Source organism: Pseudomonas sp. PDM03 (assembly GCF_014852385.1).
Lineage (GTDB): Bacteria > Pseudomonadota > Gammaproteobacteria > Pseudomonadales > Pseudomonadaceae > Aquipseudomonas > Aquipseudomonas migulae.
In genome coordinates this window covers 1-23848 of sequence record NZ_JACVBM010000035.1, presented here as the reverse complement: position 1 = coordinate 23848, position 23848 = coordinate 1, and the positions used below count along the sequence as shown (strand labels likewise).

Annotated in this window: 17 protein-coding genes; 11 read left to right on the top strand and 6 right to left on the bottom strand. The window is 59.5% G+C overall.

Annotated features, from left to right (window positions below):
- The first annotated feature begins 19 nt into the window (after nt 1-19).
- The 7 genes from algG to IB254_RS28820 all read left to right on the top strand — a co-directional run bounded on the left by algG (nt 20) and on the right by IB254_RS28820 (nt 9450).
- Nucleotides 20-1591 (top strand): mannuronan 5-epimerase AlgG, encoded by a 1572-nt coding sequence (gene algG, locus IB254_RS28850; protein ID WP_192420830.1) that lies wholly within the window; start codon nt 20-22, stop codon nt 1589-1591.
- Between the two features lie 10 nt (nt 1592-1601).
- Nucleotides 1602-3050 (top strand): alginate O-acetyltransferase, encoded by a 1449-nt coding sequence (locus tag IB254_RS28845; RefSeq protein ID WP_192227782.1) that lies wholly within the window; start codon nt 1602-1604, stop codon nt 3048-3050.
- A gap of 7 nt (nt 3051-3057) precedes the next feature.
- Entirely contained in the window at nt 3058-4179 is a 1122-nt protein-coding gene (locus tag IB254_RS28840; RefSeq protein WP_192420828.1) for a mannuronate-specific alginate lyase, read from the top strand.
- Nucleotides 4180-4381: 202 nt separating this feature from the next.
- Complete coding sequence (locus tag IB254_RS28835; protein WP_192420826.1) at nt 4382-5947, top strand: MBOAT family O-acyltransferase; 1566 nt, start codon at nt 4382-4384, stop codon at nt 5945-5947.
- Nucleotides 5948-5958: 11 nt separating this feature from the next.
- Nucleotides 5959-7134 carry an alginate O-acetyltransferase gene (locus IB254_RS28830; protein ID WP_192420824.1) on the top strand — a complete coding sequence of 392 codons (1176 nt, stop codon included), beginning with the start codon at nt 5959-5961 and terminating at the stop codon, nt 7132-7134.
- A 17-nt stretch (nt 7135-7151) separates the two neighbouring features.
- Entirely contained in the window at nt 7152-7808 is a 657-nt protein-coding gene (locus tag IB254_RS28825; protein ID WP_192420822.1) for an alginate O-acetyltransferase AlgF, read from the top strand.
- A 190-nt stretch (nt 7809-7998) separates the two neighbouring features.
- A complete protein-coding gene (locus tag IB254_RS28820; RefSeq protein WP_008044490.1) occupies nt 7999-9450 on the top strand; it encodes a mannose-1-phosphate guanylyltransferase/mannose-6-phosphate isomerase in 1452 nt (483 codons plus the stop codon).
- An 82-nt stretch (nt 9451-9532) separates the two neighbouring features.
- Here IB254_RS28820 and IB254_RS28815 read toward each other — a convergent pair whose 3' ends face one another.
- Both IB254_RS28815 and IB254_RS28810 read right to left on the bottom strand, forming a co-directional pair.
- On the bottom strand, nt 9533-12211 hold the full coding sequence (locus IB254_RS28815; protein ID WP_192420820.1) for an RHS repeat domain-containing protein: 2679 nt from the start codon (nt 12209-12211) through the stop codon (nt 9533-9535).
- A 104-nt stretch (nt 12212-12315) separates the two neighbouring features.
- Nucleotides 12316-15069 (bottom strand): RHS repeat domain-containing protein, encoded by a 2754-nt coding sequence (locus IB254_RS28810; protein WP_192420818.1) that lies wholly within the window; start codon nt 15067-15069, stop codon nt 12316-12318.
- A 160-nt stretch (nt 15070-15229) separates the two neighbouring features.
- Between IB254_RS28810 and IB254_RS28805 the strand changes: the two genes are divergently transcribed.
- The 3 genes from IB254_RS28805 to IB254_RS28795 all read left to right on the top strand — a co-directional run bounded on the left by IB254_RS28805 (nt 15230) and on the right by IB254_RS28795 (nt 17088).
- A complete protein-coding gene (locus IB254_RS28805) occupies nt 15230-15694 on the top strand; it encodes a hypothetical protein (RefSeq protein ID WP_008044486.1) in 465 nt (154 codons plus the stop codon).
- Between the two features lie 33 nt (nt 15695-15727).
- The gene (locus IB254_RS28800) at nt 15728-16552 is read left to right on the top strand and encodes an SDR family oxidoreductase (protein WP_192227776.1); all 825 of its coding nucleotides are present in this window, start codon (nt 15728-15730) and stop codon (nt 16550-16552) included.
- Between the two features lie 137 nt (nt 16553-16689).
- On the top strand, nt 16690-17088 hold the full coding sequence (locus tag IB254_RS28795) for a DUF4440 domain-containing protein (protein ID WP_192420816.1): 399 nt from the start codon (nt 16690-16692) through the stop codon (nt 17086-17088).
- 128 nt (nt 17089-17216) lie between these two features.
- On the opposite strand, the gene IB254_RS28790 is transcribed toward IB254_RS28795, so the two are convergent.
- From IB254_RS28790 to IB254_RS28775, 4 genes are all read right to left on the bottom strand, one after another.
- Nucleotides 17217-18068: an HlyD family secretion protein gene (locus IB254_RS28790; protein WP_192420814.1), complete on the bottom strand. Its 852-nt coding sequence runs from the start codon at nt 18066-18068 to the stop codon at nt 17217-17219.
- 25 nt (nt 18069-18093) lie between these two features.
- Nucleotides 18094-18294: a DUF1656 domain-containing protein gene (locus IB254_RS28785; protein WP_192420812.1), complete on the bottom strand. Its 201-nt coding sequence runs from the start codon at nt 18292-18294 to the stop codon at nt 18094-18096.
- A complete protein-coding gene (locus IB254_RS28780) occupies nt 18284-20476 on the bottom strand; it encodes an FUSC family protein (RefSeq protein ID WP_192420810.1) in 2193 nt (730 codons plus the stop codon). The genes IB254_RS28785 and IB254_RS28780 overlap by 11 nt, the downstream gene beginning before the upstream one ends.
- 133 nt (nt 20477-20609) lie before the next feature.
- Nucleotides 20610-22109, bottom strand: coding sequence for an efflux transporter outer membrane subunit (locus IB254_RS28775; RefSeq protein WP_192420808.1), 1500 nt, complete (start codon nt 22107-22109; stop codon nt 20610-20612).
- A gap of 274 nt (nt 22110-22383) precedes the next feature.
- Between IB254_RS28775 and IB254_RS28770 the strand changes: the two genes are divergently transcribed.
- Nucleotides 22384-23352 carry a LysR family transcriptional regulator gene (locus IB254_RS28770; protein ID WP_008025343.1) on the top strand — a complete coding sequence of 323 codons (969 nt, stop codon included), beginning with the start codon at nt 22384-22386 and terminating at the stop codon, nt 23350-23352.
- Nucleotides 23353-23848 lie beyond the last annotated feature (496 nt).

Genomic DNA, 23848 nt, shown 5'->3' with positions numbered 1-23848 from the left:
CGCTAAGGGAGTTCCTGACATGAACAGTCCGAAGAGAGGCTCGTTGACCTTGCTGGCCGGCGCGATGCTGCTGGCAAGCTCGGCCGCCTTCGCCAATGTGGAGCCAGCCAAGCCGGTGACCATGGCCAAGGAACTGCAACAGGCCAAGACCTACACCGTCAGCAGCGCCCCGACCGCGCCGCTGGAACTGGAAAAGCCGACGCTGCCAGACACCGCCGGCTACACCGCCGACGCCATCGCCGCGAAAATCGTGCGCACCAAGGCCGGCAAAATCAGCGTGCGCCGGATGATGCAAGAGAACGCGCTGAAGGACTTCATCGGCGGCGATAACAAGATGGCCGAGTGGGTGGTGCGTCAGCACGGCATCCCGCAGGCGATCTTCATCGACGACGGCTACATGAACCTCAAGGACCTGGCGAAGAAGCTGCCCAAGCAATACTTCAGCGAAACCTCGCCGGGCGTGTTCCTGGCGAAGTTGCCGATTGTGGTCGGTGAGAAAGGCATCCTCGAAATCGACAAGCAGACCCAGGAATTGCGCCTGTCCCAAGAGGCCGGTTCATTCCTGGTCAACGACGGCCAGCTGTTTGTGCGCGACACCAAAATCACTGGCTGGCGCGAGAAGGACAACGGCCCGGCGACGTTCAAGTCACCAAAGGAATTCCGTCCGTTCCTGCTGGCCTGGGGCGGCACCCAGACCTACATCGCCAACAGCAAGATGGCCAGTTTCGGCTACGCCAACAGTAAGTCCTACGGCGTGAGTATTTCCCAATACACGCCGAACATGGCCAAGGTACTCAAGCGCCCTGAACCGACCGGCTGGATCATCGGCTCCGAGTTCTCGGACATGTGGTACGGCTTCTACTGCTACGAAACCCGCGACTTCGTGGTCAAGGGCAACACCTACAAAGACAACATCGTCTACGGCATCGACCCGCATGACCGTTCGCACGGCCTGATCATCGCCGACAACACCGTTTTCGGGACCAAGAAGAAGCACGGGATCATCATTTCCCGTGAGGTCAACGACAGCTTCATCTTCAACAACCGCAGCTACGACAACAAGTTGTCGGGCCTGGTGATCGACCGGAACAGCGTCAACAACATCATCGCCTACAACGAGATCTACAAGAACCACACCGACGGCATCACCCTCTACGAGAGTGCCGACAACCTGCTGTGGGCGAACAAGGTGATCAGCAACCGTCGCCACGGCATTCGCATTCGTAACAGCGTGAACATTCGCCTCTACGAAAACCTGTCCATGGCCAACGGCCTGACCGGCGTCTATGGCCACATCAAGGACCTGAGCGACACCGACCGGGACATCAAGCTCGACCCGTTCGACGCCCAGGTGTCGCTGATCGTCGTCGGCGGTGAACTGGCCGGCAACGGCAGTGGTCCGTTGTCCATCGACTCGCCGCTGAGCGTCGAGCTGTATCGCGTGTCCATGCTTGCCCCGACCAAATCCAGCGGCATCAGCTTCAGCGGGATTCTCGGCGAGCGTCAGGATGAAATTCTCGACCTGCTGGTACGCCAGCAGAAAGCCGTGCTGATCGACCCTGTCGAACGCCAGACCGAAATGCGGGACTGAGGATAATTTTATGCACCCACACTTGATCAAATTACTCAGCCTGTCGGCCCTGACCGCCGGCATTCTTGCGGCCAGCGGCGGCGTTCGTGCAGATGAAGCCAAGGCGCCGACATTCAGCGCCGAACCGTGCTGCAACCTGTGCCCCGAAGCCCACGACGCGAAGAACTACACCACGCGGTATCAGCAGAACTTCACCACGCTGGTGCAGGCTCAGGGTGACTGGTTGTTCCGTACGCAAGAAGACTTGCGCACCGAATTCGACACCACCCCCGCCGGCTACAAACGCATGAAAGAACTGCACGATGCGTTCAAGAGCAAAGGCGTGGAACTGGTGATTGTTTACCAACCCACTCGTGGCCTGGTGAACCGCAACAAGCTCAACCCGGAAGACAAGGCCAGGTTCGATTTCGACAAGGCGCTGAGGAACTACAAGACCATGCTCGGCCGCTTTGCCGCCATGGGTTACGTGGTGCCGGACCTGTCGCCGCTGACCAACGAATCGCTGCCCGACACCCTGCCCGCCCACGACTTCTACTTCCGTGGCGACCAGCACTGGACGCCGTATGGCGCCCAGCGCACGGCAAAAATCGTCGGCGAGAAAATCAAGCAACTGCCTGAGTTTGCCGGCATTCCCAAGCGTGAATTCGAGAGCCACAAGTCGGGTCGCATGGGCAAGACCGGAACGTTACACAACATGGCCGGTCAACTCTGTGGCACCAGCTACGCGATCCAGTACATGGATCAATTCACCACCGAGCCAAAGGGCGAAGCGGCGGATGGCGATCTGTTCAGTGATTCCGGCAACCCGGAAATCACCTTGGTCGGCACCAGCCACAGTGGCAAGAACTACAACTTCGCCGGTTTCCTCGAAGAGGCCATCGGCGCCGACATCCTCAACGTGGCGTTCCCCGGCGGTGGCCTGGAAGGTTCGATGCTGCAGTACCTGGGCAGCGAAGAGTTCCAGACCAAGCCGCCGAAGATTCTGATCTGGGAATTCTCGCCGCTCTACCGCCTCGACCAGGAAACCATCTACCGCCAGATGATGGCGCTGCTGGACAACGGTTGCGAAGGCAAGGATGCACAGATGTCCGGCAGCACCACGTTGAAACCGGGCAAGAACGAATTGATGGTCAACAGCAAGAACCTGAATCTGCAAAACAGCAGTCACCAGGTCGACATCCGTTTCGCCGATCCGTCGGTGAAAACCCTGCAAGCCACCCTCTGGTACATGAACGGTCGCCACGAGGACATCAAGATCGAAAAACCGGAAACCTCCGACACCGACGGGCGTTTCGCCTTTGAGTTGCGCACGGACGAAGACTGGGCCTCGCAGAATCTGCTGGCCGTCGAAATCCAGGGTCCTGAAGCAGGTGCCGCGCAGCAGAAAGTCGAAGCGAAAATCTGCAAACGCAACGTGTTCCCGAGTGCCGAGCAGCGTACTGCTTCGGTCGGGCAATGAGGCAATCATGCAAACCCGAACTTTGAAAAAGCTACTCGCGCCCTCCCTGCTGACGCTGGCCATGTTCGCCGGCGCCACCCAGGCCGCCGCGCCGTTGCGTCCGCCACAGGGTTACTTCGCGCCGATTGAAAAAGTCAAAACCGGCGACAGCAAAGAAGGCTGTGACGCGATGCCGACGCCGTACACCGGCGCGCTGCAATTTCGCAGCAAATACGAAGGTTCCGACAAGGCCCGTTCGACCCTGAACGAGGCATCGGAAAAAGCCTTCCGCGATACCACCGCCGACATCACCAAGATCGAGCGCGGCACCAGCAAGCGCGTGATGCAGTTCATGCGTGACGGTCGCCCGGAACAGCTTGAATGCACGCTGAACTGGTTGACCGCCTGGGCCAAGGCCGATGCGTTGATGTCCAAAGACTTCAACCACACCGGCAAATCGATGCGCAAATGGGCGTTGGGCAGCATGGCGTCTTCGTACATCCGCCTGAAATTCTCCGACTCGCATCCGTTGGCGAACCATCAGCAAGAGTCGCAGTTGATTGAAGCCTGGTTCAGCAAAATGGCCGATCAGGTGGTCAGCGATTGGGACAATCTGCCGCTGGAAAAAACCAACAATCACTCGTACTGGGCCGCCTGGTCGGTGATGGCAACATCCGTCGCCACCAACCGCCGCGACCTGTTCGACTGGGCCGTGAAGGAATACAAGGTCGGCGTCAATCAGGTCGACGCCCAAGGCTTCTTGCCCAACGAACTCAAGCGCCAGCAACGCGCCCTCGCCTATCACAACTACGCCCTGCCACCGCTGGCGATGATCGCCAGTTTCGCTCAGGTCAACGGTGTGGATCTGCGTCAGGAAAACAACGGCGCGTTGAAACGTTTGGGTGATCGGGTGCTCGCCGGAGTCAAAGACCCGGACGAATTCGAGAACAAGAACGGCAAGGAACAGGACATGACCGACCTCAAGGTCGACTCGAAATTCGCCTGGCTCGAACCGTTCTGCACGCTCTACACCTGCTCGCCGGATGTGCTTGAGAAAAAGCACGAGATGCAGCCGTTCAAGACCTTCCGCCTCGGGGGTGACCTGACCAAGGTCTACGACCCGGCGAACGAGAAAGGCAAAGGTTCCTAGAGCCAAACGCCAATCCCCTGTGGGAGCGAGCCTGCTCGCGATGGGATCAACGCGGTTCAACTGATACATCGCGCTGCCTGAATCGCCAGCAGGCTGGCTCCCACATTGGATCGGTGTCTTGAGTGTTTTGCCCCCCGTTTTTTCGTGGGGGGTTTGGGGGGGCTGCGGCCCTTGACTGTTGGTTAAACATGGAGAGACCGGGATGGTATTTTCATCCAACGTGTTCCTGTTTTTGTTCCTGCCGATCTTTCTCGGCATGTACTACTTGAGCGGAATACGCTATCGCAACCTGCTGCTGCTGATCGCCAGCTATGTGTTCTATGCCTGGTGGCGCGTGGACTTCCTGGCGCTGTTCGCCGCCGTCACGCTGTGGAACTACTGGATCGGCCTGAAAGTCGGCGCCGCAGGCGTTCGGACCAAACCGGCCCAGCGCTGGCTGCTGCTCGGCGTGGCCGTCGACCTGTGCATTCTCGGCTACTTCAAGTACGCCAACTTCGGTGTCGACAGCATCAACGCGATGATGACGTCGGTCGGTCTGTCGCCGTTCATCCTGACCCACGTGCTGTTGCCGATCGGGATCTCGTTCTACATCTTCGAGTCCATCAGCTACATCATCGACGTCTACCGTGGTGACACCCCGGCAACACGCAACCTGATCGACTTTGCGGCGTTCGTGGCGATCTTCCCGCACCTGATTGCCGGCCCGGTATTGCGTTTCCGCGACCTCGCCGACCAGTTCAACAACCGCACCCACACCCTCGACAAGTTCTCCGAGGGCTGCACGCGGTTTATGCAGGGTTTCATCAAGAAGGTCTTCATCGCCGACACCCTCGCGGTGGTAGCCGACCATTGCTTCGCCTTGCAGAACCCGACCACGGGCGATGCCTGGCTCGGCGCGCTGGCGTACACCGCGCAGTTGTATTTCGACTTCTCCGGTTACAGCGACATGGCCATCGGCCTGGGCTTGATGATGGGTTTCCGCTTCATGGAAAACTTCAAGCAGCCGTACATCAGCCAGTCGATCACCGAGTTCTGGCGTCGCTGGCACATCAGCCTGTCCACCTGGCTGCGTGACTACCTGTACATCACGCTGGGCGGTAACCGCAAAGGCACGCTGATGACCTATCGCAACCTGTTCCTGACCATGCTGCTCGGTGGTCTGTGGCACGGCGCGAACATCACCTACATCGTGTGGGGTGCGTGGCACGGCATGTGGCTGGCAATTGAAAAAGCCCTGGGCCTGAACACTTCGCCGCGCAGCATCAACCCGATCCGCTGGGCGCTGACCTTCCTGCTGGTAGTGATGGGCTGGGTGATCTTCCGCGCCGAAAACCTGCACGTCGCCGGCCGCATGTACGGCGCGATGTTCAGCTTCGGCGAATGGTCGCTGTCGGAACTCAACGAGGCCAACCTCACCGGTCTGCAAGTGGCGACTCTGGTGGTGGCGTACGCAACCCTGGCGTTCTTCGGCATTCGTGATTTCTACAGCAACCAGCCACCGGTCAAGACCAAACCTGCGGTCAACGTCGAGGCGGATGGCCCTGCCGGTGCGACACCAGGAATGATCAAAGCCGTACCGGGCGACAACCCGTCCAGCATCCACGAACCAGGTTACACCGTGGGCGTCGAAGCCACCGTGCAACCGGCTTACTGGACGGCGGACTGGTCGCGTTACGTGATGCGCACGCTGGTACTGGTGCTGTTCATCGCCTCGATTTTCAAACTCTCGGCGCAAAGCTTCTCGCCGTTCCTTTACTTCCAGTTCTGAGGGATCTGACCATGACCCGCTCATTACGCATCTTCTATATCAGCCTGTTTATGGTGACCTTGCTGGTCCTGGGCCTGTGGTCGACGCGCAGCTTCTTCGGCTTCAGCACCAACGCCGATGCGACGGTGCTCAATGGCCGCTGGGCCAAGGCTGTCGAAACGCACTACGACGACGAGTTCCCGATCAAACGCCTGGGCACCAACCTCTGGGCCGCGCTGGATTTCAAACTGTTCAACGAAGGTCGTCCGGGCGTCGTGCTTGGTCGCGATCAGTGGTTGTACAGCGATGAAGAATTCAACCCGATCGTCAACGAAGAGTTGAACCTGCAAGGCAACTACGCGCTGGTCGAAGGCGTGCGCCAGGAACTGAAAGAGAAAGGCGTGAAACTGGTGATGGCGATCGTGCCGGCCAAGACTCGCCTGTATCCGGAACACCTGGGCGAAGTGAAGCCTTCGAGCATTCACGCCAATCTTTATGAGGACTTCCACGCTCGTCTGGCGGCCAACAAGATCCTCGCACCCGACCTGTACGGCCCCCTGCTGAAGGCCAAGCTCGACGGTCAGCAAGTGTTCCTGCGCACCGACACCCACTGGACCCCGGAAGGCGCGCAAATCGCCGCCCAGACCCTGGCCAAAACCATTGCCGAGAAAACCCCGCTCAGCGGCGAGCCTCAACGCTTCGTCACCGAGCCGGCAGAGAAAGTGACCCACAAGGGTGACCTGCGTTTGTTCCTGCCGCTCGACCCGCTGTTCGAAAACCTGATGCCGGCGACCGAGCCGCTGCAGAAGCGCAACACCGTGGTGGCCGACGATCAGGCTGGCGGTGATGACGCGCTGTTCGCCAACACCGAAGTGCCGGTGGCCCTGATCGGCACCAGCTACAGCGCCAACCCGAACTGGAACTTCGTCGGCGCGCTGAAAGAGGCGCTGAACAGCGACGTGGTCAATTACGCCGAAGACGGCCACGGCCCGATTCTGCCGATGCTCAGCTACCTGAAAAGCGATGCCTTCAAGAACAGCCCGCCACAGGTGCTGATCTGGGAGTTTCCTGAACGTTATCTGCCTGTGAACAACGAAATTGGCGACGCCGACCCGCAGTGGGTCGCAGCGCTCAAAGAAGCCGGTGCCCGCCAACAAAACGTAGCTGCAAACACTAAATCCGAGACGCCCGACCGGGCGCAAAACTGAAAGAGAGAGGTACTACCATGACTTTCACTACTACTCCTCGTCGTCTCGCCAAGACCTTTGCTTTGGCCGCGACCTTCAGCGTCCTTTCCATGAACGCCTTCGCCGCCGGCGATTCGGCCCTGTACGGTCCGACCGCGCCTAAAGGCTCGACTTTCGTACGGGTCTACAACGCCGGTAACGCTGAAGTCAGCGCCACCGTCGGCAGTACCAACCTGAGCGAAGTCGCGCCGCTGTCCAGCACTGACTTCAGCTTCATGCCGGGCGGCGACTACAGCGCCAAGGTCGGCAGCCAGACCCTGCCGGTGAAACTGGCCGGCGATCACTATTACACCCTGGTCAACAACGCCAGCGGCGCGCCGCAACTGATCGAAGAGCCGCCGTTCAAGAACAAGCAGAAATCCCTGGTTCGCGTGCAGAACCTGAGCGACAAGGCCCTGACCCTGAAAACCGCCGACGGCAAGACCGAAGTCGTCCCGTCCGTGGCCGCCAAGGGCCGTGGCGAGCGTGAAATCAACCCGGTCAAAGTCAGCCTGGCGCTATACGATGGCGCCACGAAAGTGGGCGACGTGAAACCGGTTGCCCTGGAACGCGGTGAAGCGGCGGTGCTGTACGTCACCGGCAACGGCAGCAGCCTGTCGCCAGTCTGGGTAAAACGCCCGGTTTCGACGCGCTAATACATTTGCCCGGTTGACCCGTGCCCTGTAGGAGCACGGCTTGCCGGCGAAGAGGCCCTCGAGACCGCCTTCGCTGGCAAGCCATGCTCCTACAAGGGACCGAGATGTCAGTCGGGACACGAAACAAAAACAAGAGTGAAACGACAGAACGCAGTAGCTCTGACCCATACGATTTTCAAGGAGTAACAACATGATTCCGGTGATCTTGTCAGGTGGTAGTGGCTCACGTCTTTGGCCGCTTTCCCGTAAGCAGTTCCCTAAACAATTCCTGGCCCTGACCGGCGAGCACACGCTGTTCCAGCAAACCCTAGAACGCCTGGTGTTCGAAGGCATGGACACCCCGATCGTGGTCTGCAACAAAGACCACCGCTTCATCGTCAACGAGCAACTGAGCAACCGTAAGCTGGAAACCCAGCGCATCCTGATGGAACCGTTCGGCCGCAACACCGCGCCGGCCGTGGCCCTGACCGCGATGATGCTGGTCAACGAAGGTCGTGACGAACTGATGCTGGTGCTGCCGGCCGACCACGTACTGGAAGACCAGAAAGCCCTGCAACGCGCCCTGGCCCTGGCCACTGTCGCCGCCGAAAACGGCGAAATGGTGCTGTTCGGCGTCCCGGCCACCAAACCGGAAACCGGTTACGGCTACATCAAGTCGACCAACGACTCGCTGCTGCCGGAAGGCGTCAGCCGCGTCTCGCACTTCGTTGAAAAACCGGACGTGAAACGCGCCACCGAGTTCGTCCAGTCCGGCGGCTACTTCTGGAACAGCGGCATGTTCCTGTTCCGTGCCAGCCGCTTCCTCGAAGAGCTGAAAAAGCACGACCCGGACATCTACGACACCTGCCTGCTGACCCTGGAACGCAGCCAACAGGACGCCGACACCGTCACCATCGACGAAGCCACTTTCGCCTGCTGCCCGGACAACTCCATCGATTACTCGGTCATGGAAAAAACCCAGCGTGCCTGCGTTGTACCGCTGACCGCCGGCTGGAGCGATGTCGGTTGCTGGGCGTCGCTGTGGGAAGTAAATGACAAGGACATCAACGGTAACGTCACCAAAGGCGACGTGGTCATTCAGGACAGCAAAAATTGCATGATCCACGGCAACGGCAAACTGGTGTCGGTGATCGGCCTGGAAAACATCGTGGTCGTCGAAACCAAGGACGCCATGATGATCGCGCACAAGGACTCGGTCCAAGGCGTGAAACAGATGGTCAACACCCTCAACGAACAGGGCCGCAGCGAAACCCAGAACCACTGCGAAGTCTATCGTCCGTGGGGTTCCTACGACTCGGTGGACATGGGCGGCCGCTTCCAGGTCAAGCACATCTCGGTCAAACCGGGCGCGTGCCTGTCACTGCAAATGCACCACCACCGCGCCGAACACTGGATCGTGGTCAGCGGCACCGCTGAAGTGACCTGCGACGAGAACGTGTTCCTGCTGTGCGAGAACCAGTCGACCTACATTCCGATCGCTTCGGTTCACCGTTTGCGCAACCCGGGCAAGATTCCACTTGAGATTATCGAAGTGCAATCGGGCAGCTATCTGGGTGAGGACGATATCGAGCGGTTTGAAGATATCTATGGTCGGTCGACGCCGATTGAGCGTGGGGTTTCGGTGAAAACCATCGCGCAGTAAGTCATCGGTAAAAAGAAGCCCCCGTCCAGGTCACTGCGTTCCCTATCCGCAGTGGGTTGGGTGGGGGCTTTTTTTATGGAAATCATCGACGTTGCTGGTTCAACCCCGGAAGTAGCAGGTGGGTAGGCTCGGACTTCAATTTTGCCTTGAGTCTTTTCGCCACGTCCAAGTCTCTATTATTTGTTGAGCCAAACAGCACATATTTCAGGTTCGTATTTTTGCCCACCTGGTTCAAACTCCGAACAGTGACGAAGGTTCGCACCCGCCTCAGTACAGGTATCGTCTCTCTTCCAGGCAGATCACTAAAACCGCCCCTCACTTCGGGTCGAATGAGAGGGTTCTGAATAACGCCACTGACAAACGCCCTGTCTTCACCAGCGGTGCGCTGACTTATCGATATTTTCTGAATGGCCAGGATTTCTCGCTTTCCGTTTTCCGGCTTTGCTTTCATCAATGCAAAGAAGCGAGGCTTGTTCGCTGCTGCCGAAGCATCTGATCCATCAATGCCCTTAACGAAATCACGCATCCGCCCTGCTTGATTTGAAAGTTCTATCATCGACCGGCCCAACTCCGACTTTCTATCAGTGGATGCACGATTTGCCAGGTCCAGGTACGTCTTCCGGTAGCTCTCCAATGCCTCAACGATTTCCTGTCCAGTCAAGGCGTACTCCGGATCACCCACTTCGGAAACGCGATAATCATGGGTTTCTTCGTAGCCTCCCTTCGTCTTGTCATAGCGCTGCAACAGGAGATTCAACAGTTGAGTGTCAAGCAAATGCTGTTTCCAGCCTTGGGTTGAAAGGTCAAGCTCATGGAAAGATGCGTTGAATAATTCGTCTCCTGCCAAACCGTTGTAGTCTCGCAACACCATTGGATTGTTTCGAACCATGGCATAGAAATTCAATCCATCAATCGCGCCCGCAGGATCTGGATTCAACCAACGCTGTAACCAAGGCACGTAATACCTGAAGCCATAGTAATAAAGCCCCGTCGCGTCCCGTTCCTTGCCCGAGTAGCGCACCGTTTTGTAGCTGACCTGCACCGTCGTGCCGTTCCACCATGACGTGCCGCCAAACGGGTAAAACCTTTCCTGGGTGATGACGTTGGCGTCCTGATCCAGTTCCAGCGTGCTTGACCCCTGCCGGTCCGTCAGGCTGTAGCGCTGCTGGTTGTTGCTGATCTCGGTCGGTCTTCCCGCGTCCCAGTGCAACACCCGCACGTTGCTGCGCCCGGCCTGGACGTTGATCACGTGCAGCACTTCACCGGTGCCGCTGTGGGTGCGGACTTCCAGGCCGGGCAAATACAGGGTTTCGATGATTTTCGTTTGGGCATTGGTTTGCAGTGAGCGGACTTTGCGCACGCGCATGCCGTCGGCTCCGTAAACGTAGTGCTCGCTGTCGTTTTCGGTATCACGCGCCACCGGGCAGACTTCACACAATTGATTGCGCCCATCCCAGCGCAACGTTTGCCCCGGCTGCAGCTTCAGCAGGTTGCCGTTGGCATCGAAACTGTCACGGAAGTCTTGTTCAGTCGGCTCGATGCCATCGCACACCGGCAGGCAGCGGTTGCTGTGAGCATCGGCGACCAGACGATGGCCGGGGTTTTGCGGGCCGGTGTGGGTCAGTTCAAGCAGGTTGTGGCCGGCGTCATAACGGTAGGTCTGGCGGTAGTTGCCGGGCATGGCGGGGTCCGCCGTCATTGCCGACGACGGGCCGTGCCTGACCGAGCCGGCCTCCCAGCCTGTGGCCGCGATCAATCGGTAAAGCGTGTCGTACCAAAAATGGCAGACTGGTTCGATACGCTGATTGGCGAAGTAGCGGATCGGCAGCGCGGCGTCTTCGATGCTCAGCACATTGCCGACCGGGTCGAAGGTGTAACGCAGATCCTGCAATGGCTGGTTCTGGCCGAGCCGGGACAGCAGCCGTTGCAGACGCCCGTCCTCGGCGGCGTACTCGAGGGTGGTGATCACGCCGTTGCCGGCGACTTCCCTTTCGACCTGGCCGTGGGCGTTGTAGGTGATGGCGCTGACCATTGGCAGGTGTTGAGTCGTGTTGCTCAGGCGCAAACCCACGGCGCGCAACTGACCGTCCACAGTCTGGCTGAAGCGTTGCTCGTTGCCTTGGGCATCGGTTCGGGAGAGCAGGTCTCCCGGTGGGTTGAAGCGTGAATGCGTTGAAAAAGACTGTGCGATGTCGGCGAGACGTCGCTCTTGCTCGAGTAGCGCGGCGGTCAATCCGTAGTCGTTGAACAGCAGAACACCGGCAAGGTCTGTGTGGCTGATCAGTTGGCCGCTTTGGTTGTGATCGGCGGAAACGGGATCGTTCGCGGCATAAGTCAGACGCTCCGCGCAAACCGTTGCGCCCTCTAACGTTTGTTCGAACAATGCCGTCAATCGCAGTTGATTGTCGTAGTGCATCCAACGTTTCGAACCCCGGCCATCCCAGGATTGAACCGGTTGCCCCGCCTCGCCGAACAGGCTCAAGCGCAGCCCGGCATCGACACTGAGGGTGCACAAGGCGGTGCCGGAGAGGCCATGAGTCGTAACCAGATTGGCCGGCGCCGAAGCCGTCTGGGACAACCGCGAATCCCGCTGCGCAATCGCCCGCCCAGCGGGGTCATGAACCGTACGATTGACCTGAGCTTCGGGGACCGCCTCCTCTGCGGCACGGTAGTAATCCACCGAGCGAACGGCCAGACTGCGGGAATCGATGGCAATCAACTTTGGGGTATGGCGGTGCATGGCCGTTACTTGAGCATCCATGACAATTCATCTCGAAGAATGACGATCAGCTAAAGCTAAAAACTCATAACTGGCTACTGTAAAAGTGTCATAACGGAGAACTACTCAGGATAAACACAACAACCTCATTTTTTTAACCACCTGCTAAAAACACTCCGTAAACCATTAGTAACACTAGCATTAGTCGCCGGCAGCAAAACATCTCCCGAAAAAATATCCTTTATGTCTTTAACGCTCGGATCATTCGCCGGCTTAAGCCCTACCACAGTTACATTTCCGTACTGAGCCGATTCAACATGGCGCACGTCTTTTACTTTAAACACAGTATTAGGCTTAATCAAAACGTGATCAGTTAGCATACCCGCAGAAGCGACTTTTTTCGTCGTGCTTTTGTCGAACACGAATAACACCCGTTCATTTTTTTCATTGTTATTGTTTTCATCAACCCAGGTCTCAAGCCAATCTATCGCATGATGAGGTATCGCGCTGGTCGACATATACGCCATGTCCATTACTGCATCACCCTGTTTTATGAGTTTCCCATAAACTCCGGGAGGTGTCCGTGTAGCACGATAAACCTCTCCCTCGTATTCGGGGAGATTCTCGACCTCTTGCTTCAGCTCTTTAATTAAACTTGAAAGCTCAGGATCTCCAGCGGTTTGACCTGAACGAAGTTCATTATTAATTTGAGCATAAACGCCATTTCCACCTTCAACATACTCATCTAACGCCGAAGTATCATTATCAAAGCCTGCCAAGTGCACAAGCACATCACCATATTTATCACGCTCAGCATCTAGCATAACTCGCAGACGCCCTTCCTTATCGCGATTAAAAATCTCAACCACCATATCTACAGATGAGGATATCGACTGCGTAGAACGACTCCACGGCCAACTTACCAACCCCTCCTTATCGTAACGCGTAACAGGGCTATTACTTACAAACGCGTAAAGGTTCAAGCTTTCTATATCTTTCGCCGGATCCGGACTCAACCACCGCTGCAACCACGCCACGTAATACCGAAACCCATAGTAATAAAGCCCCGTCGCATCCCGCTCTTTCCCCGAATACCGAACCGTCTTGCGACTCGCCTCAACTTCCCCCCTCCCGGCAAACCAGGCAGTCGTGCCAAACGGGTGATACCGCTCCTGGCTGATCACTTCGCCGTCACTGTCGAGTTCCAGGGTGCAGGACCCCAAATGATCATTCAGGCAGAACCGGTATTCATCATTGGCACTGTCCTTCGGCGGCGCCGTTTCCCAGTGCAACACCCGCACGCTGCTGCGCCCGGCCTGGACGTTGATCACGTGCAGCACTTCGCCGGTGCCGCTGTGGGTGCGTACTTCCAGGCCTGGCAAATAACGCACTTCAACCAAAACCGTACGGGCATTGGTTTGCGTCGAGCGGACTTTGCGCACGCGCATGCCGTCAGCTCCGTAGATGTAACGCTCACTGTCATTTTGGGCGCCATCTCTTTCTACCGGCCGCACTTCGCACAACTGATTACGCAGGTCCCAACTCAAGGTTTGTCCCGGTTGCAGGCACTGCAGATTGCCGTTGGCGTCGAAGCCCCGGCGAAAATCCTCTTCGCCGGGTTCCACGCCGTCAATCACTGGCAGGCAACGGTTGCTGAAGGGGGCGGCGACCAGACGATGTCCATGGTTTTGCGGCCCCTCGTGGATAAGTTCCAACAAGTTGCCGCCCCGATCGTAGTGATAGCTCTGGCAGTAATTGCCCCGTGGTGCGGGATCGTCGAAGGCTGAAAACTGTGGGCCTCTGTTCGCGCCGCCGCCCTCCCAGCCCGTCGCACGAATCAAATGATTGAGGCTGTCATAGAAAAATCGGTAGACCGGGTCGATACGCTGGTTGGCGAAGTAGCAAATCGGTACGGCGGTGTCTTCGATGCGCTGCACGTTGCCCGTCGGGTCGTATTCATAATGGGCGTCTTGCAGGACGTCGTTGCCGCGCCTGGCGTGCAAGCGGGTCAGACGAGCGTCTTGCGCGGCGTATTCGAGCGTGGTGATCACGCCGTTGCCCGCCACTTCCCGTTCGGTCTGGCCATGGGCGTTGTACTGGATGGCGCTGACCAGCGTTTTTGGCGTGGTGTCGCTGCGCAGTTGCAGTCGTACCTCGCGCAACTGGCCGGCGACGGTGTGGCTGAACAACTGACGGTTGCCTTGGGCGTCGGTCTGTTCAACAGTCTCGCCCAGCGGGTTGAAGCGCGAGCGAGTGGTGGCGCCAGATCCCGGTTCCAGCCAGGTATCGCGCTCGTCCACGGGCACGGGCCAATCGGGGATTTCCAACGTACGCAGAAAGTGCCGGGTCTGCTCAAGCAACCCGCCGGTCAATCCAAACGTCGGGAACAGCTGCGTGCCTGCCCGGTCGTCATGCCGGATCAATCGGCCGCACTGATTGCGAACGGCGAACGCCGGATCATTGGTTGCATAAGTCAGACGCTCTGCGCAAACGGCTTCGCCCCTCGCGGCTTGCTCGAACAGCGCGGTCAAACGCAGCTGATCGTCGTAGTGCATCCAGCGTTGCGAACCCCGGCCATCCCAGGATTGAACCGGTTGATCCGCCTCGCCGAAAAGATTCACGCTCAAGCCGGCATCGACACTGACGGTACTCAACGCCATGTCGGACAGTGACAGGGTGCTGCTGAGGTTGGCCGGTGCAGAAGTCTCCAGGAACAACCGCGGATCCCACTGCGCAATCGCCCGCCCCGCCGGGTCATGAACCGTGCGGTTGACCCGAGCTTCGGCGACTTCACCCTGCGCGGCGCGGTAATAATCCACCGAACGCACGGCCAGCCCCCGCGATTCAACGACCGTCATGCTTGGGGTGTCGCGGTGCAGGAAAGCCAGCTGAGGCTGCATCAGGCGTCTTCATGTCGATTTGCACCAGCTAATGCTGAAAACCAATGCATGGCTACTGTCACAAATTACAGGTTCGACAAACGGTCGCCCTCACCACACCCATCGCCAAGCACACCCGCCCTTAGGTAGGATGAGCCTCTCTCCTGCGAGGTTGTGCGACATGTTCATCGGCGTCCTGTTGGTCATCACCTGGCTGATCCTGTTGCTGCGCTACCCGTCCAAGGCCCTGCCCGTTTCGGTGGCGGCCGCCATCGGACTGGGGCTGGTGGCCACCTGGGTGGTCTGGCTGGACAATCGCGAGGTCAAGCAATTGGCGCGCCTTGAGTTGCGCATCACTTACGCGCCGGAGCACTGCCCGGCGGATCGCCCGTTGCTATTGAAAATGAACAACGGCAACGACGTGCCGCTGACCGAACTGCGCTGGCGCGTCGCTGCCTACGCGCCGGGCGATACGGTCAACCTCGCCGACAATCAATACGCCGCACCGCGTTATCGCGGCCCAGGCGAACTGCAAGCCGGGGCGAACTGGGAAGATTGCCTGCCCATGCCGCCGCTGCGTCCCGGTTATCGCCCGCAAACCCTGGAGTTTCGCGCCGAGCGTTTGCAGGGTAGTTTCTCCGACTGATCCCCACTCTTCCCTTTGCACAAGGACCGCGCCATGCCCGTTGCGTTGATTACCGGTTGTTCCAGCGGCATTGGCCGCGCTCTGGCGGATGCCTTTAAAGGTGCCGGTTATAAAGTCTGGGCCAGCGCCCGCAAGGCTGAGGACGTTGCCGCGTTGACGGCGGCCGGTTTCACCGCCGTGCAACTGGACGTCAACGATGGGGTGGCACTTGAAGCGTTGGCCGGGCAGATCAACCAGCAACATGGCGGCCTCGATGTTCTGATCAACAACGCCGGTTATGGCGCCATGGGGCCGCTGCTGGACGGCGGTGTGCCGGCCATGCAGCGGCAGTTCGAAACCAATGTGTTTGCGATTGTCGGTGTGACGCGCGCGCTCTTCCCGGTGCTGCGCCGGGCCAAAGGGATAGTGGTGAATATCGGCAGCGTTTCCGGGGTCCTGGTCACGCCATTTGCCGGTGCTTACTGCGCCTCGAAAGCCGCAGTGCACGCCTTGAGCGATGCGTTGCGCATGGAACTGGCGCCGTTTGGCGTACGGGTGATGGAGGTGCAACCGGGCGCCATCGCGTCCAGTTTTGCCAAGAATGCCGGGGCCGAGGCGGAGCAGTTGATCAGCGAACAGTCACCGTGGTTTCCGCTGCGCGAAGGCATTCGTGCGCGGGCCAAGGCGTCCCAGGACAACCCGACGCCGGCCAGTGAGTTTGCCGCCGGTTTGCTCAAGGCTGTGCAGCAGGACAAACCACCGCGCCTGATTCGTTTGGGCAATGGCAGCCGGGCGTTGCCGTTGTTGGCGGGGTTGCTGCCCAAAGGGTTGCTGGAGTCGGGGTTGATGAAGCGGTTCGGGTTGCGCGGGCAGCTTTGAGACCGAGTTATCGTTCTTCGCGGGCAAGTCGGGTCGCCGCACCGCTCGCTCCTACAGAGAGCGGTGCTTGACCTGTAGGAGCGAGGCTTGCCCGCGAAAGCGTCAGAACAGACTCTGCAAAATTTTCAGGAAGTAACATGACCGACTACACCGAATACTTTGACGAAGTGATCCAGGCCCACGTCGCCATCGAGCAATGGCTGGCCGAAGAACGAAACGTCACCGAGCTTGAACAATTGCTCGCCCGTTTTTCAGCGCAGTTTTCCATGGTCTCGCCGTTGGGCCGGGTGCTGGATTTCGACGCGCTTGGCGAGTTGTTCCGGATGGCGGGCGGGAAGAAGCTCGGGTTCAGGATTGAGCTCAGCGAGTTGCGTGGCATTGCGCTGTCCGACAACGGCGCAACCGTGAGTTATCGCGAGCAGCAGACCGATGCGACCGGCCAGCAGACGGACCGGCGTTCGACGGTGGTGTTTGAGAAGCAGGCCAGTGGAAAGGTGGTTTGGCGGCATTTGCATGAGACGTTTTGCAAGGAGTGACCTGTAAGACCGAGGCGCCTGAATCGCCAGCAAGCCGGCTCCTACAGGTTTGCGCCGAACACAAAAATGTGTGTACGACACCTATTTGTAGGAGCCGGCTTGCTGGCGATGCAGGCAACTCGGTCTGACTATTGGTTAACCACCACCGTGCACGTAATCCCCGCCGCCAACAACACCCCTTCCGGCACTTCATCAATGTGAATCCGCACAGGCACCCGCTGTGCCAGGCGCACCCAGTTGAACGTCGGGTTCACGTCCGCAATCAGCTCGCGGCTTTCCGGGTTATCGCGGTCGTAGATCCCGCGAGAAATACTCTCCACATGCCCCTTGAGCACTTCGCCGCTCATCAGTTGCATGTCGGCCTTATCGCCCACGCGCACGTGCGGCAGTTTGGTTTCTTCGAAGAAGCCGTAGACCCAGAACGAGTTCATATCGACCACGGCCATTTTCGCTTCGCCGATGCGTGCGTAGTCGCCGGGATGCACGTTGAGGTTGGTCACGTAACCGTCCACCGCCGCGCGCACTTCGGTGCGTTTGAGGTTCAGTTCGGCGGCTTCCAGTTGCGCTTGCGCGTGCTGGTAATCGGCGAGGGCCGAGTCTGCGATATTGCTGGCGTCGTCGCGGTTTTCCTTGGAGATCACCAAGGCATCCATGTCGGCGCGGCGATGGGCGTTGACCTTGCGCATCTCCCACGTCGACTTGCGTGAAGCCACCAGTGCCTGCGCCTGTTTGACCGCGATGCGGTAGTGCTCGGGGTCGATGCGCATCAGCAGATCGCCCTTCTTCACCTGTTGGTTGTCGCGCACCGGCACCTCCACCACTTCACCGGTGACGTCAGCGGCGACGTTGATGATGTCGGCGCGCACCCGGCCGTCGCGGGTCCACGGCGTGTTCATGTAATGCACCCAGAGGGTCCGGCCGATCCATAGCGCGAGGGCCAGCACCAGCAGAGTGGCGAGCAGGCTGAAAAGCTTTTTCATCAGGGCCTTCTTCAGTGATAGAGAGTCAACGGTAGACAGTCAGCGCCAGTGCGCCGAACAGACAGGTAAACAAGCTCAGGCGCAGCAGCGCCGGGTGCCAGAAAAAACGGTACAGGTCGAACCCGGACAGGAACCTGTCCAGCGCCCAGGCCAGCACCGCGGCGATGAAAAACATCAGCGTCATGGTCGGCATGTACACGCCGTGGAAGGCGATTTCACGAGGCATGTTCAAGTCCTTGGGGCGTGGTCATTGCGTAGGCGGCAAGCGGTGATTGCGGGTCGAGTAATGAGGTGCGGATGAAATGCAGATAGCTCTTCACCCGGCGCAACGCCGAGGTGTCGAAGTGCGGCGCGAAGGGCTCGTCGGTGGCTTGCACGCGGCTGATCGCATGGTCGACCGCGATCAGGCAGCGCTGCAGATTGCTCTGGCCCGGTTGCAGAAACAGCCGCACCAGCGAACGGCCCATCACGCGGATGGCCTGGCGCCACGGCTGCGATTCGGCGTACGCCGGATGCACCGGCAGAATTGCCTGTTCCTTGCGCAACTCGATGATCGCGTGACCGACTTCCAGCACCACGAACATCCAGCGCAGCAAGTCCCGTTGCACCTGCGGCTGACCGGCAGCGAGGCCGTAGGCCTGATGCAGCAAATCCCGCGTACGGCTTTCGAAACTCGACGCCAGGCCCTTCAGTTTGCCGCTGATCGCATACACCACTTGCCCGCGCAGATCCTGCTCCAGCCGGCGCCATAACCAGCGACTGTTCGGCGGCAGGATGATCGCGCCGGCGGCGGCGCACACCAGCATGCCGAGCACCATGGCGATGTAGTCGTTGATGAAGGTGTAAGGGTTGTAGATGGTGAGGTTGTCCGGCACCGAACCGGTGCTGAAAAAGATCAGCAAACCGAGGCCGACACCGGCGTATTGCGGGCGCGAGGTCAGGAACGAACCGAGCACAATCACTGGCGCGAGCATCACGCACAGCAACGGAAAACCATCGATCCACGGGAAGATGAAAAACATCTCGACGAAACCGATCAGCGCCCCGAGGAATGTGCCGCAGGCCATCTGGAACGCCATGCGTTTCGGGTTCGGCGTCGCCGCTGAAAGGCCCACGGTGGCGGCGGCAATCAACGTCATCATCGCGCCACTCGGCCACGCGGTTGCCACCCAGTAACTGCCCAGCACCACGAGAATGAACGCCGCGCGAATCCCCGAAGCAGCGGACGCCATCCAGTTGGTTTGCGGGGTGAACGGCTCGTCCCACTGCTCCCGTTCATGACTGTGATCAGCCAGGGACGCGTGGGTCTGTGCATAACCGTGCAGGTCGTCGACGAAGCGATAGAGCAACTCATACGCGGTATGAAAATCGAGCTGCTCGGCGTCGCTCGGCTCGGTCTCCTGAAACGTCGCACGCAGGCTGCGAACACGCGCCGGCAGCGCTTCCTTGTAGGCGCTCAGCGCAATCACCAAACGTGCGGCGTCAGGGCTGGTCAACGCGCGGCCACTGAAACCGTCGAGCACTTCCGCGAGGTCCTGCAAGCCCGGCTTGATTGCCGCGACCACATGATCGGCGTCACTGCTGCGCAAGCGTTCGAGCAGTTGGTGCAGGGCATTGAACCGGGTGGTGATGCCCATGAACTCGCTGTTCAAGCGACTGAGCCGACCGTTGCGCCGACGCATGTGCGGGTCTTCGAACACGGTGACGCTGCGCAGCCCTTCCAGGCCGACTGCCTCGGCGATGAAGCGCACGTTGCTCGCTTCAAAAGCGTCCCGTTTGCTGCGACCGCGCAAGCCATCGGTGACGAACAAGGCGAACACACCGAAGCGCTGATACAAGGCGTTGCGCATCGCCGCGCTGGCGGTTTGCGGCAGGATCGCTGCGCTGACCAGCGTGGCGCAGAGAATCCCCAACGAGATTTCCAGCACGCGCCAGACCGCCGCCATGAACGCGCCCTCCGGGTGCGCCAGGGCCGGCAAGCCGACCATCGCGGCGGTGTACCCGGCCAGCACAAAACCGTAGGCGCGGAAGTTGCGAGAACGCGCCGCACCGGCCGAGCAGATGCCGACCCAGATCGCCAGCGAACCGAGGAACAACTCGGTGTTCTGTGCGAACAAGGCAATCAGCGCGACCATCACCGCCGACCCGATCAGCGTGCCGAGAAAGCGGTAGAAACTCTTGGCGAACACCTGGCCGCTTTGCGGCTGCATGACGATGAACACGGTGATCATCGCAGTGCGCGGTTGCGGCAATTCCAGACGCATGGCCAGCCACAGGGTCAGGAACGCGGCGAACAACACCTTGAAAATGTAGACCCAGGTCACGCCGTCGCTGCGTGCCCAGTCAAAGAAACCCCGGCGCCATTCAAGGGAATACAGCCAGCGCAGCGGTGCGGGCAAGGGAGTCATGAAATCCTGCTTAATTCAGTCTGACCGGGGACCTGTAGGAGTGAGCCTGCTCGCGATAGCGGTGTGTCAGGCGACATCAATGTTGAATGTGACGTCGCCATCGCGAGCAGGCTCACTCCTACAGGTTTTGTGTTCAACGCAAAAGAACCGGGGTTTTCGGTGCAGCGGTCTGGCTGTCTTTGGGTACATCGTTACCCGCACCAAGCCCGCCACCGAGCGCCGTCACCAATTCGGCGTGAGCACTCAGCCGCGCAGCCTGAACCTGTTGCTGAACCTGCTGCTGTTTGAACAGCAAGGTCTGGGCATTGAGCACGTTGAGGTAATCGGTGAGCCCGCGTTGATAAGCGATCATCGCGATGTCGTAAGTCTTCTGCGCGGTGGCCACGGATTCGGCGGCGAAGGTTTGCTGCTTGTCCATGGATTCGCGGCGGATCAACTGGTCGGAGATGTTTTTCAGCGCATTGACCAGCGTCTGGTTGTACTTGGCCACGGCGATGTCATAACCGGCCGAGGCTTCCCCCAACTCGGCGCGCAACCGGCCACCGTCGAAGATCGGCAACGTGATCGCCGGGCCGACGCTGTAGTTGAGTTTCTTGCCGGTCAAAAACTCCAGCGCACCGCCGCCGGTGGCCATGTAGCCGAGGCTGCCGACCAGATCGACGTTGGGGTAGAAACCCGCGTGTGCCACATCGATGCCCCGCGCCTGAGCCGCCACTTGCCAGCGGCTGGCGACCACGTCGGGACGCTGGCCGAGCAATTGCGCCGGCAACGACGATGGCAGTTTCAGCGCTGCGCCCAATGCCAATGTGGGTCGCTGCAACTGCGCGCTGTCGCCCGGGCCTTTGCCTGCGAGTGCGGCAAGCTGGTTGCGGCTGAGGGCGATTTCTTCGTCGAGCGCATCGAGCTGGCGGTGGGTTTCCGGCAACGGCGTTTCGGCCTGGCTGACTTCGAAGTGGGTGCCGATGCCGCCGCTCAGGCGTTTCTGCGCGAGGTCGAGAATTTGCTGCTGTTGTTGCAGGGTCGCGGCGACGATGTCCCGTTGCGCGTAATGCAGCGACAGTTCGATGTAGGCGCGAACGATGTTGTTCTGCAGTTCGAGCTGGGCCAGACGCGCTTCGGCGGCGCTCATGTGCGCCATGTCGACGGCGCGCTCGGTGGCGTTGCTTTCACGGCCCCAGAGGTCGAGGGCGTAGCTGAAGCCCAGCGCGGCGTTGTTGTCCCACGTCGTCGCGTTGGCCAGCTCACCCGGCCCGTAGAACTGATCGGTGGGCCAGTTGTGGCGCTTGAGGGTGGACCCGCCATTGATCTGCAGCGACTCGGCAGACTCGGCAATGCCCGCCATGGACTTGGCCTGACGCACCCGCGCCGCCGCCATGGCCATGGTCGGGCTGCCTTGCAGGGCGAGGTCGATCCATCGGTTCAGTTGCGGGTCGCCGTAAGCCTGCCACCATTGCGCAGTGGGCCAGTGAGCGTCCTGCGCGGCGCTCTGGATGGCGTCGTCGGTGGCCAGTGAATTGGCCTCCAGTGCCTTGCCCTGCGGGGCAATACCTGCGGTTCCGATGCAGCCGCTGATTGCCAGGGTTAAAGCCAAAACACTGAGCGTCTGAAGCGCTCTGCTGATGCGACGCGGCACTGCTGAAAATTCCTGAAATAGGGGGAGGTACCAGATTCCTGTAGGAGCCGGCTTGCTGGCGATGGCATCGCCTCGGTGGGTCAGGAAAACCGCGGTGATGCCATCGCCAGCAAGCCGGCTCCTACAAGGGCGACCAATTCTAGGGGGCGGGTTTGATGGCGATAAGCTGGGATTCCTGTGAATCTTTGTTACCGTTAACGCGATAATCCCTTGGTCGGGGTCTCAGACTCTGAAACTTCGTGTCACAATTTGCCATCGCACCCGAGAGCACCCCATGGACACTTTGCAAAACATGCGCGCCTTCAGCTACGTGGCCGAGGCCGGCAGCTTCACCGCCGCCGCCGTGCAACTCGATACCACCACAGCCAACGTCTCGCGCGCGGTCTCCAACCTGGAAGCCCACCTGCAAACCCGCCTGCTCAACCGCACCACTCGTCGCATCGCCCTGACCGAGGCCGGCAAGCGTTATCTGTTGCGCTGCGAGCAAATCCTGGCTTACGTCGAAGAGGCTGAAGCCGAGGCCAGCGATGCCCACGCGCGCCCGGCCGGGCAACTCAAAGTGCACACCATGACCGGTATCGGTCAGCACTTCGTGATCGACGCCATCGCCCGCTACCGCAAGACCCATCCCGACGTGACCTTCGACCTGACCATGGCCAACCGTGTGCCGGACTTGCTCGACGAGGGCTACGACGTGTCCATCGTCCTTGCCAGCGAACTGCCGGACTCGGGCTTCGTTTCCCAGCGCCTGGGCATCACCTACAGCATCGTTTGCGCCTCGCCCGCCTACGTGAAAGCCAACGGCTGCGCACACAAGCCCAGCGATTTGCTGAACCACGCGTGCCTGCGCCTGGTGAGCCCGGTGATTCCGCTGGAGAAATGGAATTTCGACGGTCCGGAAGGCCAGGAAATGGTCACCATCAACAGCTCGCCGTTTCTGGTGAACTCCGCCGATGCGATGAAAACCGCGATCATCAGCGGCATGGGCGTCGGCGTGTTGCCGGTGTATGCAGCGATCGAAGGCTTGCGTAACGGCACGCTGGTGCGGGTGATGCCGAACTACCGCTCGCAGGAACTGAATCTGTATGCGATCTATCCGTCGCGGCAGTATCTGGATGCGAAGATCAAAACCTGGGTCGAATATCTGCGCGGGTCGTTGCCGGAGATATTGGCAGCGCATCAGGCGGAACTGGCTGCGTATGAGTTGAGCGGGAGCCTGGGTGGGGCGCGATTGGCAAACTGACGACAGAACACTGTGGGAGCGAGACCGGCTTGCCGGCGATGGTCGTGAACGATAACGCTGTAAACCTGACACCCCGCAGTGTTCTCACGTTTTTCGCGAGCAGGCTCGCTCCTACAAAAAGCGTGGTGTCCTAGGATGTTTCCGACGCGTTCTGTCGGTTGTCGGGTGGGACGCGAGATGGGTAGGCTTTGGGCGTCGCTGACGAATCAGCGACCGGGCCTGGAAACCCGAGGTTCAAGAGATAGATGCCGGACTTCATGACATACTGCGGCGCTTTTTTGCCCGTTAGCACTTGTTATGGCGGCTGTGCGTGGGAGACCTTCGGGTCTGCCGGGTTTTGCTCTTGCCTCGGTTTTCCAGCCCGCGCATAGCTGCCACCCTAATGAGATGGTCAGCCCAGTACGGGAACCCCGCTAAATCTAAACTTACCGGGGTTCTCACTTACTTGAGGAGACCTCTCATGGACATCCTGGACTTGCTCGGCCTGGATATTGGA